Source organism: Primorskyibacter sedentarius, from assembly GCF_004342065.1.
Taxonomy (GTDB): Bacteria; Pseudomonadota; Alphaproteobacteria; order Rhodobacterales; family Rhodobacteraceae; genus Primorskyibacter; species Primorskyibacter sedentarius.
Genome location: NZ_SLZU01000005.1, coordinates 116,267 through 131,187 on the forward strand (window position 1 = coordinate 116,267; position 14,921 = coordinate 131,187).

General features: G+C 61.1%; 14 protein-coding genes. 6 read left to right on the plus strand and 8 right to left on the minus strand.

Annotation, left to right across the window (positions count from 1 at the left end; translation table 11 throughout):
- Window position 1: 1 nt before the first annotated feature.
- Entirely contained in the window at window positions 2–850 is an 849-nt protein-coding gene (locus EDD52_RS09765) for a carbohydrate ABC transporter permease (protein ID WP_132244343.1), read from the plus strand.
- Window positions 847–2,931: an alpha-galactosidase gene (locus EDD52_RS09770; RefSeq protein WP_132244345.1), complete on the plus strand. Its 2,085-nt coding sequence runs from the start codon at window positions 847–849 to the stop codon at window positions 2,929–2,931. Before EDD52_RS09765 ends, EDD52_RS09770 begins: the two co-directional genes overlap by 4 nt.
- A gap of 22 nt (window positions 2,932–2,953) precedes the next feature.
- Here the strand turns inward: EDD52_RS09770 and EDD52_RS09775 are convergent, their stop codons facing one another.
- The 7 genes from EDD52_RS09775 to EDD52_RS09805 all read right to left on the minus strand — a co-directional run bounded on the left by EDD52_RS09775 (window position 2,954) and on the right by EDD52_RS09805 (window position 9,472).
- A complete protein-coding gene (locus EDD52_RS09775) occupies window positions 2,954–3,391 on the minus strand; it encodes a GNAT family N-acetyltransferase (protein WP_132244347.1) in 438 nt (145 codons plus the stop codon).
- Window positions 3,379–4,065: a D-lyxose/D-mannose family sugar isomerase gene (locus EDD52_RS09780; RefSeq protein WP_132244349.1), complete on the minus strand. Its 687-nt coding sequence runs from the start codon at window positions 4,063–4,065 to the stop codon at window positions 3,379–3,381. Before EDD52_RS09780 ends, EDD52_RS09775 begins: the two co-directional genes overlap by 13 nt.
- On the minus strand, window positions 4,062–5,342 hold the full coding sequence (locus EDD52_RS09785; RefSeq protein WP_132244351.1) for an MGH1-like glycoside hydrolase domain-containing protein: 1,281 nt from the start codon (window positions 5,340–5,342) through the stop codon (window positions 4,062–4,064). Before EDD52_RS09785 ends, EDD52_RS09780 begins: the two co-directional genes overlap by 4 nt.
- A 9-nt stretch (window positions 5,343–5,351) precedes the next feature.
- Window positions 5,352–6,395 (minus strand): ABC transporter ATP-binding protein, encoded by a 1,044-nt coding sequence (locus EDD52_RS09790; RefSeq protein ID WP_132244353.1) that lies wholly within the window; start codon window positions 6,393–6,395, stop codon window positions 5,352–5,354.
- Window positions 6,396–6,427: 32 nt separating this feature from the next.
- Window positions 6,428–7,267 (minus strand): carbohydrate ABC transporter permease, encoded by an 840-nt coding sequence (locus EDD52_RS09795; RefSeq protein WP_132244355.1) that lies wholly within the window; start codon window positions 7,265–7,267, stop codon window positions 6,428–6,430.
- Window positions 7,264–8,109 carry a carbohydrate ABC transporter permease gene (locus tag EDD52_RS09800; protein ID WP_132244357.1) on the minus strand — a complete coding sequence of 282 codons (846 nt, stop codon included), beginning with the start codon at window positions 8,107–8,109 and terminating at the stop codon, window positions 7,264–7,266. The genes EDD52_RS09795 and EDD52_RS09800 overlap by 4 nt, the downstream gene beginning before the upstream one ends.
- 94 nt (window positions 8,110–8,203) lie before the next feature.
- Window positions 8,204–9,472 (minus strand): ABC transporter substrate-binding protein, encoded by a 1,269-nt coding sequence (locus EDD52_RS09805; protein WP_132244359.1) that lies wholly within the window; start codon window positions 9,470–9,472, stop codon window positions 8,204–8,206.
- A 301-nt stretch (window positions 9,473–9,773) separates the two neighbouring features.
- On the opposite strand from EDD52_RS09805, the gene EDD52_RS09810 reads away from it, so the two are divergent.
- Window positions 9,774–10,787, plus strand: coding sequence for a LacI family DNA-binding transcriptional regulator (locus tag EDD52_RS09810; protein WP_132244361.1), 1,014 nt, complete (start codon window positions 9,774–9,776; stop codon window positions 10,785–10,787).
- Window positions 10,788–10,915: 128 nt separating this feature from the next.
- On the opposite strand, the gene EDD52_RS09815 is transcribed toward EDD52_RS09810, so the two are convergent.
- Window positions 10,916–11,983 (minus strand): alcohol dehydrogenase family protein, encoded by a 1,068-nt coding sequence (locus tag EDD52_RS09815; RefSeq protein ID WP_132244363.1) that lies wholly within the window; start codon window positions 11,981–11,983, stop codon window positions 10,916–10,918.
- 69 nt (window positions 11,984–12,052) lie between these two features.
- On the opposite strand from EDD52_RS09815, the gene EDD52_RS09820 reads away from it, so the two are divergent.
- The 3 genes from EDD52_RS09820 (at window position 12,053) to EDD52_RS09830 (ending at window position 14,918) form a co-directional block, all read left to right on the plus strand.
- Window positions 12,053–12,574 (plus strand): TetR/AcrR family transcriptional regulator, encoded by a 522-nt coding sequence (locus tag EDD52_RS09820; protein WP_132244365.1) that lies wholly within the window; start codon window positions 12,053–12,055, stop codon window positions 12,572–12,574.
- Window positions 12,575–12,688: 114 nt separating this feature from the next.
- Window positions 12,689–13,663 carry an NAD(P)-dependent oxidoreductase gene (locus tag EDD52_RS09825; RefSeq protein ID WP_132244367.1) on the plus strand — a complete coding sequence of 325 codons (975 nt, stop codon included), beginning with the start codon at window positions 12,689–12,691 and terminating at the stop codon, window positions 13,661–13,663.
- 109 nt (window positions 13,664–13,772) lie between these two features.
- On the plus strand, window positions 13,773–14,918 hold the full coding sequence (locus EDD52_RS09830; protein ID WP_132244369.1) for a TauD/TfdA family dioxygenase: 1,146 nt from the start codon (window positions 13,773–13,775) through the stop codon (window positions 14,916–14,918).
- Window positions 14,919–14,921: the final 3 nt, after the last annotated feature.

Genomic DNA, 14,921 nt, shown 5'->3' on the forward strand with positions numbered 1-14,921 from the left:
GATGTTCCCCAGACCGATTGAAAAATCCCCGCGTGCCTGGCAACTGACCTATCAAGGGTTGCTTCCCATCGCGCTTATCTTCTGGCTGGCCCCGCTGATTGCCGTTGCTGTCTTCTCGATCAAACCGGCCGTGGATTTCACCCAAGGCAACTATTGGGGGCTGCCCTCGACTTTCGAAGGCGCGGCCAATTATGGTCAGGTCTTTTTCAACTCTGACATGCCGCGCTACCTGTTGAATTCGGTGTTCATCACCGTGCCGACGGTGATTGGCGCCGTGGGCCTGTCCTGCATGGCGGGCTTTGCACTTGGCATCTACAGGTTCAAATCCAACCTGCTGATCTTTTTCATGTTCGTTGCCGGCAACTTCGTCCCCTTCCAGATCCTGATGGTGCCGGTGCGCGACCTGACGCTGGACCTTGGCCTTTACAACACCAAGACGGGGCTGGTCCTGTTCCATATCGCGTTCCAGACGGGGTTCTGCACGCTGTTCATGCGTAACTTCATCCGTGCCCTGCCCTTCCCCCTGATCGAGGCCGCGCGCGTCGAAGGCATCGCCGAATGGAAGATCTTCTGGTACATCGTCCTGCCGCTGATGAAGCCCGCGATTGCGGCGCTCAGCGTGTTGATCTTCACCTTCATCTGGAACGACTATTTCTGGGCGATCGTGCTGACCCAGGGCCCGGAAAGCCAACCGGTCACAGCGGGCATCACCAGCTTCAATGCGCAGTTCCGCGCCGCCTACCACCTGATGAGCGCCGGTTCCATCGTGGCCGCATTGCCGCCCGTCGCGATGTTCTTCCTGATGCAGAAACACTTTATCGCAGGTCTGACGCTGGGTGCTGTTAAATGATCCGATGCTGGCGCCTTGATGACAGTCGGCAGACACTTGTTCTCGGGTCCACCAAAGATCACCTCGCCGAGGTGGTTTTCTGGGGTCCGCGTCTGCCGGATGATGAAGATCTGGAAACCTTGTTCCGTGCCAACGGTATCGATGTCACCGGGGGGATGTTGGATTCCAACCCCGAATTGTCGATCTGCCCGGAGGCGACGCGCACCTTTCCCGGTCAGCCCGGCCTGATCCTGCGCGACGGCTCTGGCACGCCCTTGTTGCCGAAATTCTGCTTTGCCTCGGCAGAGCAGAGCACGAACGCGATCACGCTGGCCTTTCGCGACGAGGTGAACGGGCTGACCTATACGGCCAGCTTCGCCATCAATCCCGAAACCCATGTCATAGAGGCCAAGGCCGTTCTGGAATCGGACAGGCCGACGCATCTGCATTGGCTGTCCGCGCCGGTGTTTCCGGGGCCGCAACTGGCCGACGAGATGATCGATTTCTCTGGCCGTTGGTGTGGCGAATTCCAGATGAACCGCACGCCCTGGTCCCCCGGCATGCGCTACCGCGAAAACCGCACTGGCCGCACGGGGCACGAACATTTCCCCGGCCTCATCCTGCCCTGCCGGGGGGCAACCAATGCCAGCGGTAATGCCTATGCTTTCCATTACGGCTGGTCGGGCGGGCACCGGATGGTGGCCGAAGAATTGCCCGACGGACGCCGCCAGATTCAGTTCGGCCATGCCGCCCGCGTCGAAAGTGCCGCGCAGACCCGGTTCGAGACGGCGACGCTTTATGCGATGTTCTCGGATGACGGGTTGAACGGCTGCGGTGTCGCGTTCCAGCGCCACCTGCGCGATGTCGTGGTCAGCTTTCCCGACCCCGACCGCCCGCGCCCGGTGCATTACAACTGCTGGGAGGCCGTGTATTTCAATCACAACCTGCCAGAGCTGAAAGAGATCGCCACCATCGCCGCGGGCCTGGGTGCAGAGCGTTTCGTGCTGGATGATGGCTGGTTCGGCAATCGTGATGACGACACCCGCGCCCTGTCGGACTGGGAGGTTGATCCGCGCAAATACCCAGACGGTCTGACCCCGCTGATCGAGCATTGCCATGCCGAGGGGATGACCTTTGGCATCTGGTTTGAGCCCGAGATGATCAACCCCGACAGCGACATCCACCGCAAGCATCCTGACTGGGCCCTGGGCGGTGAGGATCAGATCCTTGGCCGCTACCAGAAGGCGCTGAACATGGCCTTGCCCGAGGTGCGCGATTTCCTGTTCGAGCGGATCGGAAAGGTGCTGGCCGATCACGACATTGACTATATCAAGTGGGACCATAACCGCGTCCTGCCACTGCCCGATGCGGCGCAGACCCGTGGCTCTTACCAGTTGATCGACCGGCTACGCGCGGCCTATCCGGGGACGGAGATCGAGAGCTGTGCCTCTGGTGGCGGGCGGATCGACTTTGGCATTCTGGGCCGCACCCATCGTGTCTGGCTGTCCGACAGTAATGACGCGATCGAACGGTTGCGGATGCAGCACAATGCCGCGATTTTCCTGCCGATGGCCGTGACAGGCAGCCATGTCGGCCCGCGCGTCTGCCACACCTCGGGGCGCACGCTTGGCATCCGCTTCCGCGCTTGGGTCGCGGCGCAGCGGCATATGGGGTTCGAAATGGACCCGCGCGAACTGAACGAGGACGAGGCGCAGGTGCTGCGCGATGTCACCTCTTGGTGGAAGCGGAACCGCGACTGGATGTTCCGCGCCGATATTCTGCGTCTGGATAGCCCCGACCCCGCCGTGATTGCAGAACAGCATTTGGCCGAAGGCGGCGGGCGTTTTGTGGTCTTTGCGGGCAAGGCGGAGACGTCGAAACAGATCGCCCCCCGGCCGCTGCAACTGACCCGGCTTAGCCACGATGCCATGTACCGGATCGAATTGATCAATCGCGAGGATGCCTCTCATCTCTCGCGCGGCGACCAGATCCTGAAATCGAAGGCGATCACGGTCAGTGGCGGTTATCTGATGAACCACGGGCTGACCTTGCCGTGGAGCTTTCCTGAAACGATGTGGGTTATCGAAGGGACGCTGGTTTGAACTCGCGCCAAGCGGCGAGACTTCAGACCAGAGAGCAGCGCAGGAACCAACGGGTATGCTCTGCCGGTTCCTGGCCGGGGTCGTTCTTCAGTGACGCAAACACGTCATACCCACACCGCTCGTAAAACACGCGCGCGGCGGCGCTGGAAGTGTCGAGCCAGCTTGCATGGCACCCCCGGTCCCGCGCCAGAGCATGGGCGTGTTCGAGCAAAGCGCGGCCCTGCCCGGCACGCCGACACCCGGCTGCGACCCACAGCATGTTCACATGCAGCCAACCATAGGAGGTCGTGGCTTCAAGCCCTGCGCCAAGCTGCCCCTGCGCGGCATCCACGCAAAGGCTGATGCGGCTGTTGATGCCTTGCCGGGCAGATCCCCTGAGATCGGCAAGCAAGGCATTTTCCAGTGCTTCCGGAAATCCGGGCCTCTTCGATGCGTCGCGGATCTCTGTCAGGCGAGCCATTCGCGGTAGTCGCTGACCAGCAGGTGCTTGGGGTCCACGTCTTCCTCGATCGTGGCGAAACGGCCAATCGGCTCGCGGAAGATATTGTCGGTCTCGTCGTCATTTACGGTCGAAACCTCACCCACCAGCACATCGCCGCCTTCGCCCCAGAAGGCATGCCAGTCGCCGGGCATCAGGGTCACGCTTTCGCCGGGAGCCAGCTTCAGCTTGTCGCCCGGCGCGTAGTCACGCCGGATACCGTCGCAATAGACTGTGCCACCGCGGGATGCGTCGAAATTGCCATCCGCGTCAGACCCGAACAGCTCGACCACCAGCGTCGCGCCGCCCCGGTTGATGATATCCTCGGCCTTGATGACATGCGTGTGCATCGGGCTGAGCTGGTCCTGCCGCGAGATCAGCAGCTTCTCGGCATAGCACATGCCGCCGCCGCGCTGCAGATCGGCCAGTCGACCATTGCGCAGGGTAAAGAGGAACAGGCCCATCTTATCGAAATCCCCTGCCCCGTAGTCGGTAATGTCCCAGCCGCAGCGCGCCTCGATCACGTTGCGCGCCTCGTCCTTGCGGGCCTTGAACTCGTCCGGCGTCCAATAGGCAAACGGGGGAAGGACAAACCCGTGGTGGCGGATCATGTCATCGGCCGCCAGCAGGATTTCATTGATGCGTGAGCGTTTCATGCAGCTACCTTATGCGTTTCAAGAATCTCGATCACCATGGCCGCAGTCCAGGTGAAATGCGCCCCGCCACAAGGTTCGGCGGTGATCGGGTCGTGATATTCGGCAAAGCCGCTGGTTTCAATAAGCCGCAGACAGTCGCCCATGATCCGGTCTACCATCCTTGTTTCGCCTGCCTGTTCCAACCCGTCGGAAATCATGTAGTTCACGATCAGCCAGACCGGGCCGCGCCAGTACCGAAGACCCTCGAATTCCGGGGCGGCCGGATCGTGGCTGGGGATAAGATATTCGCAGCTTTCGGCCAAAGTCTCGATCCGGCGGCTGATGGCTGCGGCACGCTCTTTCGGGATGGGCGCAAAGACCCCCAGGATCCCACCAATCGACGGGCTGTCGACCACATCGCCTGTGGTCCGATCTAGACAAAGATACTGTCCCAGCTTTTCGTCCCAAAGCGTCTCCATCGCGGCGACGCCCTTGTCGGCCATGGCCCGTGACTGCGCCGCGATTTCGACCATCCCCAACCGGCCCGCCAGATCGGCAACTTTGTGGCAGGAGCGGATCAGGATCGCGTTGAAGCCGGGATCGACCATCTGGAAGGGCGAGGCATCATGCAGCTTGCTGTTGTCCCAGTTCAGGCTGCGGAACTTCTGCACCAGCCAGATATAGCGCCTGTACTGGTCATCCGTAGGCCGATGCGCCGGGTTGGCGTGGGTGGTGTCGCGGCGGGTGAAGGTGCCCACGCCTTCCGTCGGCACACGTTCAAAGGCAGCGTCCCAGTCGACCGAGTTGTCGCGACCGGATTCCCATGGATGCAAAAGCGCAACAAGGCCAGTGCTTTGCGGGTCGCGGCTGCGGTAGAACCACTGATGCCACGCGTGGATCTTCGGCAGCAAGGCGCGGGCCTTCTCTGATGCAAGCGCCTTGTCCTTTGCGCGGTCGTGGATGCGGCAGACAGCAAACCCCGCAACGGGGGGCTGTGTGATGCCTGTCGTCGGCACGTCGCGGCCCGTGCCCCATACGTCCGGCCCCGGAAAATAGCCGTCATCAGGTTGGTGAAAGATGATATGCGGCACCATGCCGTCATCCCATTGATGGGCCATCAGGGTGTCAATTTCTGTCCATGCACGCGGCTCGTCATATTGCGAAAAGCCAAGTGCACTGAGCGCGGAATCCCAGTTCCACTGAAACGGGTAAAGCCCATGGGTGGGCACCGTATATGTCCCGCGGTCATTGTCGGTCATCACCTGACGGGCGTGGTCCATCATATCTTGTCTGTTCATCACATCACCTTACGCAACAGCTTTGGTGGTTTCGGGGTCGAACCAGCGCACGCGGTCCGCCTGCGGGGCAAGGGTCAGTGTCTCGCCGGGTCGGACGACCATGTCACTGTCGAGAACGGCGCGGAAAAGGCTTCCGTCCACCTCGCATGTGACCAGCAGATGTGCGCCCAGAGGCTCTACCACCTTGGCAGTGGCAGTCAGGCCCTGTTCGGCGGGCTGAATATCTTCGGGGCGGATGGCGAATTGCAAATGCGGCCTGTCGGCGCGCGGTCCGTCCATCACCTGCCCTGCGACCGACCATTTGCCATCCCCGGCCGGGGTCGCCTTGAGGAAGTTCATCGGCGGGTTGCCGATGAAGCTTGCCACGAATTCCGCCGACGGGTTGCGATACACCTCGATCGGCGAGGCTGCCTGCACGATCCGACCCTGATGCATCACGCTGATCCGGTCGGCCATGCTCATCGCTTCGACCTGATCGTGGGTCACGTAGATCGCGGTGGTCTTGCTTTCGGCCAGAACACCCTTGAGCTCTGCCCGCATCTCCATCCGTAAGAGCGCATCAAGGTTCGACAGCGGCTCATCCATCAGGATCACATCGGGTTCCATCGCCAACGCCCGCGCCACGGCGACGCGCTGGCGCTGACCACCCGACAATTCGCCGGAATAGCGTTTCAAGAGCTGTTCGATATGCATCAGCGTGGCGACCCGCTCGACCCGGCGTGTCACTTCGTCATTGGGCAGCTTCTGCATCCGCAGACCAAAGCCGATATTTTCGAACACGGTCAAGTGCGGGAAAACGGCGTAGTTCTGAAAGACCATGGCGATGCCGCGATCCTTGGGGGACAGATGGTCAATCCTCCGCCCGCCGATCCAGACCTCGCCTGCCGTGGCGGTTTCCAGCCCGGCAATGATGCGCAGCAAGGTGGACTTGCCGCAGCCCGATGCGCCCAGCAGGACCATGAATTCCTGGTCCGCGATGGTCAGGTTGATGTCATGCAAAGCTTGGTAAGCACCGAAGCTCTTTGCAACATTCTTGATTTGAATCTCAGCCATTTGTCTGGCTCCTTTATCTGGACGCGCCCCGCTTAGCGGTTCGCGATACCCCACATGGCAAACAGGTATTTGCGCACGGCGAAGATGAAGATCAGGGCGGGTACGACGAGGATGAACCCACCCGCAAACTTCAGATGCAGTGGCGAGGTGTCGAGGTTCTGAAGCAGGAACGCGGTCAGGGTCCGGTTCTCGATGGTCAGTACCGCGGCGGCGAACACTTCGTTCCACGAGATCACGAAGGCGAAGATGGCGCTGGCCGTGATACCGGGAAGGATGAGCGGCAGAACCACTTTGGTAAACGCCGTCAGCCGCGTGCAGCCAAGGGTCCAAGCCGCCTCTTCCAGCTCTATCGGGATGCCCGAAAACAGCGAGAAGGTGATCAGCACGGCGAAGGGAATGGCAAGCGTTGTATGCACCAGCGCCAGACCGAAGGCCGTGTCGTCCAGCCCGGTCCGGATGAAGAGAACCGCCAGCGGCAACGCCAGAAGCGGCAGCGGAAAGGCGCGGGTCAGCAGGATCAGCAGCCGGAACAGGCCTTTGCCCGGAAAGTCAAACCGCGACAGTGCATAGCCCGCAGGCGCCCCGATGGCGATAGACATGATCATCGTCAGACCTGCCACCACGACCGAGTTCTTCAGCGCCGTCAGAATCCCCGCAAAGCCGGCAAAGAAGGTAAGGCTGCCAAGGTCGAATTCCGGGATGAACGGCTTGGGAAAGCTGGTCACCGTTTCCGGTGACGAGAGCGTGTTGATCAGCAAAAAGTAGATCGGCACGATCACCCAGGCGCATAGCAGCACGACCGCAGAGATATACAGGAACCGCGCGGGTTTGCGTGTATCGGCGCCCAGATCACTTGCAACAGCATCGGTCATATCGAGGCTCCTTTCGGGACGCGCAGGACGCGCAGGATGATCAGGGTAAAGCCGATGGAGATCGCCAGGATGATCAGCGCCATCGCAGCTGCGGCCCGGTTATTGAGAAGGTCGAACTGGTAGGAATAGGTCTCGCCCATGAGAACCGGGAAGAGCGTTCCGCCAAGCGCCGCGACCACCGCGAAGATCTCGAATGCGAGGATCACACGCAGCACCAGCGCTGTTTGCAGGCTGGGCCGCAGCAACGGCAGGGTAATGCGCAGGAACCGTTTCCAGGGCGACGCGCCAAAGACCTCGGCCGCTTCGTAATATTCCTTGGGGATCAGGCCAATCCCGGCCACAAGGATCACCAGCATGATCGCGGTCGCCCGCCAGATCTCTGCCAGGGCAATGGCCAGGAAGACAATGCCGGGGTTCTGATAGGAAAGCAGGTTTAGGGGTTTGTCGATCAGGCCCATCCCGCTCATCATCGAGTTGAGAAAGCCGGACTGGTCAAAGATCGCCAGCCAAATGATCCCGGCGGCAAGATCTGAAATCCCCAGCGGAATGGTCCAGATGTAAAGGACGATGTCCCGCCCCTTTTGCATCCTGGTGACCATCGTCGCCATCAGCAGCGCCAGCGCCAGCTGCACCGGGACAACCGCGGCTGCCAGAAGCAGCGTGTTTTTCAGGGAAATCGGAAATTTCCAGTGCGAGGTAATTTCGCGGAAATTCTCTAATGTGAAATTCGACCCGTCACTGAAGGCTTGCTGCGCAACCAAGACAAAGGGGTACAGGAAAAACACGCACAGAAACAGTGTGACAGGCAGGATCAGGACGTACGGCAATATCCCAGCGTTCATCGCTGCGCTCCTATCTGGCGCTCCAGCGCCGACTGGTTGGGGAGAGAGAGAGGTGTCCGGGCCCCATCAGGCCCGGACGGAAGGTCTTGTCAGGTCACTCGACCGGGCAAGCACCTTCGGAAGGCGCATCCGGCGCCCAGCAAGGCGCACCGGTTTCTTCCATGATCGCGGCAAGCGCGGCTTTCTGATCGTCCAGCACGGCGCGAATGTCCTGATTGGCCAGAACGATACGCTCGAACGCATCGACGAAGACGCGGTTAAAATCGCCACCCTTGTCACCAAGACCCGCGGGCAACAGGCCGGGGTTGGCATCGGCGGACGCACTCATCTTGGCGACCGCATTGCCTGCCGCCTGAACCGATGGCGGCAGATCGTCCGGCAGGTCCACGTCGACCACGGGGAAGAAGTTCGTCGCACGCAAGGTCGCGATCTGGGTTTCCGGCTTCAGCATGTAGCTGACCAGAGCCTTGGACGCTTCCATGTCAGGCGCGGTATTGGGGATGGCGACACCAGCCAGAACCGGCATGAACCCACGACCCGTGGGGCCTGCGGGCGCCGGGAATGCGACGAAATCATCGGGGCGGTCATTGAACGCCTGCGCCAGACGCGAGGTGTGATCGAACACGATCCACGCGTCACCCGACAAAAGCTGCTCCTGCAGGAAAGAGAAATTGGTCGAAGCCGGGTTGGTATGGGCCCAAAGCTCGCGGAATTTCTCCCATGCCGTGACGGCCTCGTCCGACGCGAAAGTGCGCACGACACCGTTGGTGTAGGACGGGTAGAGATAGCCCTGGAAGAAGCGGTGCTTCAGTCCTTTTGGCCCCGCTGGGAAGCCGAATTTCGGCTCGCCTGTCGCTTCGTGGACGTTGGCGGCCCATGCGATCAGCTGGTCATAGGTCAACGCGTCGACATCCGCGCCTTCCGGCAGGTATTGCAGCGCTTCCTTGTTGGCGGCCATGATGTAGCTCGCCTGCATCCAGGGGATGTACTGCATCGTATCCGTGCCCAGCTTGGCAAGGTTGTTGAACGTCTCGCTGGCGGACATCACACCCATATCACTCAGATCGACCAGATCATCGGGGTTCATCGCCGAAAAGTCGCCGTGCAGCGCCCCAAGGACGCCAATCGTGCCCGAGCCCGCCTGAATTTCGGCCTGAAGGCGCGTCAGCCAGGGGCCGGGATCGTTGGGCTGGTAATCAACCCCTCCTTCGAAAGCGGACAGAACCTGTTCGCGCATCGCCTGCGATTCCTCGACAGGTTTGGCCTGAGTTGACCAGAACAGGACTTCGGCCTGCGCGGCCACGGCAGTGCAGGTGATCGCAACACCCGAAGCAGCGCCAAGGATTTTGGAAAGTAGGGTCATGATTCCTCCCAGAATTTTTTTGATCGGGGCCGACCTCCCTGCCGACACCCAAGTAGCTTCGGCGCCCCCCCTGATCCACGGTCAGGGAAAAGACGCCAACGGGGCGGCTGCGGGAAATGAAACCTCGAATCGCCCTGCTGCCTCCGATCATGGTATAACGTTATATCAGTCGTCAACAAAAATCTCGGCGCGCCGTCTGAGCGCGGCCGGCGGATGTGACGACGATCCGGGGTGGCTTGATATTTGCCCGGGAAATGACCAAACATCGGGTTTAACGTTATATCACGCGGTGAGAACAATCATGGCTGGCAAACCGACTCTCGCGACTGTTGCGAAAGAAGCCGGTGTCTCGGTGCCCACGGTCAGCCAGGTGTTGCGCGGGACCGGACGCATATCTGACAAGACCCGCGACAAGGTTCTGGAAGCCGCGAAAAAGCTGCGTTACGTGCCGGATTCCCGCGCGGCGGCCATGCGGTCCGGTGAAAATCGCGAGATTGGCTTTGTCATCAATCAACTCGCCAACCCGTTCAACGCTGAGGTCATCAGTGGTGTCGTTGACCTGCTGGAAACCGAAGGCTTCATGGTCTCCGTGCTCGACACGCGCGACGATGCCGCACGTCAAGGGCGCCAGCTGGAGGCTTTCATCCGTCATGGCCGTGGTGGGCTTCTATGGGTTCCCGCAACAGAAACGCCGGACGAGACCTTTGATCTGCTGACAACGCACCAGATCCCCACCGTCACTTTCCTGCGCAATGCGTGCCGGGGGTTCGACCATGTCGGCATCCGGAATGCAGAGGCAACCTTGATCGCGACAGACCATCTCGTTTCACTCGGTCACAGGCATATCGCCTATCTGGGCGGGACTGACATGACAATCGTGCGCCGCCAGCGGGTAGACGGCTACGAGCAAACGCTGGCCAGACACGGGCTGGGCCCCGGCATCCTCTGGCCCTCCGGCGACAACAAACTGGCCGGGCTCGAAGCGATGCTGGATCTGCATCGCACCCACCCGAAGGTCACCGGTGTGGTCTGCAACGGCGACATGGTGGCCCTTGGCGCGTGCCTTGGCCTTGCACGGCTGGGATTGCGGCCGGGTCGGGACATCTCGATCATCGGATTTGACGACATTCAGGACGCCGCGGTCGGGACTCCTCCCCTGACGACAATGGCTGTGTCCCCTCATAGCCTTGGCGGAAAGCTCGCGCGGGTTCTGCTGGACCGCATTGCCGAACCCGATGCCCCACCCAGATCGCTGGAGGTTTCAGCCGAGCTCGTTATGCGGGACACCACGGCGAAGTGCCGCGAGACCGCCTAAGGATTGCGCGCAGGTGGAGTAAGCGTCAACGCATCCCATTGGACCGACCACCAAATAACGCGGCGGCGGCAGGGCGAAGGGCCCCCGGCCCTCTCACCCATTGCATCGCGGCCGATCCGCCGAAGACATCAGCCTCCCACCGTGATCCCGATCTTGCCCACATGGGCCTTTGTCAGAAAGACTTCCTGCGCCTTCCGGAGATCGCAAAGTGGAAAGGTCTCTGCCACGGTCGGCCTGATTTCGCCCCGCTCGATATAGCCGACCAGATCGGTAAAAACCCCTGCGGTCTGGCGGGTGCTGCCCATCAAGGTCAGATCGCGCAAATAAAGCGTGCGAAGATCAAGATCGACAATCGGCCCCGCGATGGCGCCAGACGTGACATAGCGGCCCCCGACGCGCAGCCCGTGCAACAGGCCAGACCACGCGGCACCGCCCACAAGGTCCAGCACAACGTCGAAAGACTGATCGGGGATATCTGCGTCCCGGCCCAGAATTTCATCCGCGCCAAGCTCTTGCAGCGTCCCGGCCTTTGATGCGGTTGTCACGGCGGTCACATGGGCGCCGCGCCGCTTGGCAAGCTGGATGGCGGCGGACCCGACGCCACCCGAGGCACCGGTGATGAGAACCCGCTCCGCCCCGAGGCCGGCACGCTGGATCATGCCCTCGGCCGTCGAAAAGGCGCAGGGAAAACTGGCCAGCTCAACGTCGGACAAGGCGCTGTCCACCCGAACCGCATGCTCAGCAGCGATGGTGGTGTATTCGGCGAAGGCCCCGTCGCGTTCCGACCCGAACGTTTCCAGCGCGTTGGGGTCGTCGCCGGCAGGATGGTACATCGCGCGGATCATCACCCGCTCGCCGATGCGGGAGCCGTCGATGCCGTGGCCGACCGCGACGATCCGGCCGCAGCAATCCGCCCCCTGAATACGCGGGAAAGACAGCGCGCCCGACCATCCGCCATCTGTCACGGCATCTTCATAGCCATTGGCCGCGGCTGAATTGGTGTCGCCTGTCACCGCCTTGGAATACCAGCCGGTGCGCGTGTTCACATCGGTGTTGTTGACCGCCGAGGCCCCGACCTTCACCAGCACCTCGCCCTCTGCGGGGGTCGGCACGGCGACATCTTCGCGCCATTCCAACTTGTCCAGCCCACCATGCCCGGTCAGCACCATCGCCTTCATCACTTTGGGCAGATCCATGTCGCCTCCATCCGGTAGAACGCTTCCTTTACTTGCGCAAATAGAACGAACCCTCTACATGCGTCAACCATGGAAATTCAGGAAAAGATCGCCGCCGGGCTTGAACGTGCCTTCGTACGCCACGGATTTGCGGAACCAAGCGTTGATGTTCTGCGCGAAGCGGCCGATGTAAGCCTGCGCACCCTATACAAATACACGCCGTCGCGGCCCGACATGGTTCTTGCCGCGCTGAAGCATCGCCACACGCGCTTCCTTGAGCGGACATACGACGGGCTGCCGACGGACCCCGCCCTGGCACTGGACACGATCCTGACGCGAGTTGCGGACTGGATGGCAGAGGAAGCGTCGAACGGCTGTCTTTTTCATGCGGCTGTCGCGGCAGCCCCGCATGATGAGGCATTGCGCGATATGTTGGCGCGCCACAAAGAAGACAGTGCCGAAATGGCCGTGAAAGCGACCGGACTGTGTGGTGCGGAGGTCGAGTTGACGCTTCTGATGGATGGGCTGATGCAATCCTGGCCATTGCACGGGGATAGTGCGACGCAAGCCGCAAAGGCCTTTGGCAAACAACTCTTGGCCAAACTGGCATAGGGCACCCGACCAGAGCTTCAACAAAAACCGACCCAAAGCAGTCATATCCGTCGTTTCACCTTTGCGCGCTTCGCGGCCACGCTTCACCTGCGGGCAGCGCGTGGAGGGTCCTGGATGGAAGTTGGGTTTGTCGGCCTGGGGAATGTCGGATCCAAGCTTGCAGGCAGTCTTTTGCGCAACGGTCATGATCTGACGGTCCTTGATCTCGACCAGTCGCTGGTGTCGGACTTTGTCGCACGCGGGGCCAAATCGGCTAGCACCCCGGCAGAGCTCATGCGTTTGAGCGATGTGGTGATCACTTGCCTCCCCTCACCCGCAGCCAGCGCCGCGACGGTCCGCGCGATGCTGCCCGTGGCAGGCCCCGGCAAGACATGGATGGAGATGTCCACAACTGACGTCGACGTGATGAAGGACCTCGCTGCCCAGATGGCGGCGGAAGGCGGATCGGCGGTGGAATGTCCCGTATCAGGCGGATGCCACCGCGCGGATACCGGCAATATTTCAATCTTCGCGGGGTGCGACCGTGCCACGTTCGAAAGGGTTCTGCCGCTCTTGACCACGCTGGGGCGCCGCGTGCTGCATACCGGCGATATCGGGTCTGCCTCCGTTCTGAAGGTCATGACGAATTACCTTGCCACCGCCAATCTTCTGACGCTCTGCGAAGCACTGGTGACGATGAAGGCGGCGGGCATCGATCTGAACACCACCTACGAAGCGATCCGCATCTCCTCTGGCACGTCCTTCGTGCACGAGACAGAGAGCCAGGTCATCCTGAACGGATCGCGTGACATCTCCTTCACGATGGATCTTGTGAAAAAGGATATTGGCCTTTTCCAGAAGATCGCCGCGGCCGCGGGTGTCCCGTTGGAAATCAGCCCTCTCCTTATCGACATTTTTGAAGATGGCATCGCGCGGTACGGCGAAAGAGAGCTGTCACCGAACATCATCCGGCGGCTCGAAGACGCGACGGGACTATCGATCCTTGCTCCGGGATTTCCCGCACAGATGACCGACGAGGAGCCCGAGGCGCCGGGCCATGAGGTCGTGCCAAAGGGTCAGGGAGTGAATAAATATCATGGAAAACTATGATGTATCATATCTTTACTGCGCAAAACTCATGCTGCACCGTAAAATCCGATTGCATCCCTTTGGTCTCCCAACCGTTCCACCGTTCTGACAATTCACGAAAGGCATCCCGATGACGGACCCGCGCATCACCCTTCACGACAAAGGTCTTCGCATGGCGATCGGCGAAGCTGCCCCGTATTTCAACTATTTCTGGCTCCGCGACGCCTGTGACACCTGCATTGATCCGCAAACCCGAGAGCGAGTTTTCGACAGCTCCGTTCTGACACATCCGCCCCGCGCCAAGGCGGCCTGGGTCGAAGACGACGCGCTAAGGATATCGTGGCAGGACGAGGCTGTGATCAGCCGGGTTCCGATGGCCTTGCTGAGGGACGTCGCCACTCTGGGCCGGGCCCATGACCCGGCGGCGATCCCGCGCCGCCTGTGGTATGGCGATTTCATGAACCGCATCGCGCGCATACCCCAGACCAGTATCTTGACCACGGATGAGGCCCGTGCCCGGCTCTGCCACGCGTTGATCGAGGATGGCATCGCCGTTGTCACCCAGATGGAGCCGACCAAAGACAGCCTGACGCGGCTGGTGAATGCCTTGGGGCCAATCACCCCTTCAGCCGAAGGGCTGTTCTTTGACGTGCGGGTCGAGATTGCGCCCACCAACCTTGCCTTCACCGCCGGACCGCTGGAAATGCATACCGACCTTCCCGGCGAAGAGGCCGCACCGGGGGTGCAGTTCCTGCATTGTCTGGAAAATACCGTCGAAGGGGGGCTGTCGCTTTTTCTTGATGGTGCCGCCGTGGCCGAGGCGCTGCGTGCAGAAGATCCCGAAGCCTTCCGCCTGCTGGCCACCTATGACATCCCGTTCTTCTACAGGCATGAAAACTGGGATTACCGCGCCCATCAGCGCGTTATCGAAACGAATACTGACGGGGAGGTTACCGGGGTCACGATCTCGCAGCATCTTCAGGACAACCTGGACCTGCCCCAGGACCTGCTGGATGACTACTATCCTGCCTTCGTCAAATTCATCCGCCTGATGCAGGAGGATCGCTTCCTTATCCGCTTCCGGTCCGAGGCAGGCAATTGCGTTGTGTTCGACAACCACCGCATCGTGCATGGGCGCGAAGGCTATGTCGCCGATAGTGGCAAACGTCACTTGCGGGGCTGCTATACCGACAGGGGTGCGCTCCACAGCACCTACCGCGTTCTGGCGCGCAAAGGGTTCGAGGACATGTCCGAGCGCATTCGCGAAACGGGCTGAACA

Coding starts and splice junctions, on each gene's coding strand:
- EDD52_RS09765 (WP_132244343.1), top strand. CDS start 2: ATGTTCCCCAGACCGATTGAAAAATCCCCGCGTGCCTGGCAACTGACC.
- EDD52_RS09770 (WP_132244345.1), top strand. CDS start 847: ATGATCCGATGCTGGCGCCTTGATGACAGTCGGCAGACACTTGTTCTC.
- EDD52_RS09775 (WP_132244347.1), bottom strand. CDS start 3,391: ATGGCTCGCCTGACAGAGATCCGCGACGCATCGAAGAGGCCCGGATTT.
- EDD52_RS09780 (WP_132244349.1), bottom strand. CDS start 4,065: ATGAAACGCTCACGCATCAATGAAATCCTGCTGGCGGCCGATGACATG.
- EDD52_RS09785 (WP_132244351.1), bottom strand. CDS start 5,342: ATGAACAGACAAGATATGATGGACCACGCCCGTCAGGTGATGACCGAC.
- EDD52_RS09790 (WP_132244353.1), bottom strand. CDS start 6,395: ATGGCTGAGATTCAAATCAAGAATGTTGCAAAGAGCTTCGGTGCTTAC.
- EDD52_RS09795 (WP_132244355.1), bottom strand. CDS start 7,267: ATGACCGATGCTGTTGCAAGTGATCTGGGCGCCGATACACGCAAACCC.
- EDD52_RS09800 (WP_132244357.1), bottom strand. CDS start 8,109: ATGAACGCTGGGATATTGCCGTACGTCCTGATCCTGCCTGTCACACTG.
- EDD52_RS09805 (WP_132244359.1), bottom strand. CDS start 9,472: ATGACCCTACTTTCCAAAATCCTTGGCGCTGCTTCGGGTGTTGCGATC.
- EDD52_RS09810 (WP_132244361.1), top strand. CDS start 9,774: ATGGCTGGCAAACCGACTCTCGCGACTGTTGCGAAAGAAGCCGGTGTC.
- EDD52_RS09815 (WP_132244363.1), bottom strand. CDS start 11,983: ATGGATCTGCCCAAAGTGATGAAGGCGATGGTGCTGACCGGGCATGGT.
- EDD52_RS09820 (WP_132244365.1), top strand. CDS start 12,053: ATGGAAATTCAGGAAAAGATCGCCGCCGGGCTTGAACGTGCCTTCGTA.
- EDD52_RS09825 (WP_132244367.1), top strand. CDS start 12,689: ATGGAAGTTGGGTTTGTCGGCCTGGGGAATGTCGGATCCAAGCTTGCA.
- EDD52_RS09830 (WP_132244369.1), top strand. CDS start 13,773: ATGACGGACCCGCGCATCACCCTTCACGACAAAGGTCTTCGCATGGCG.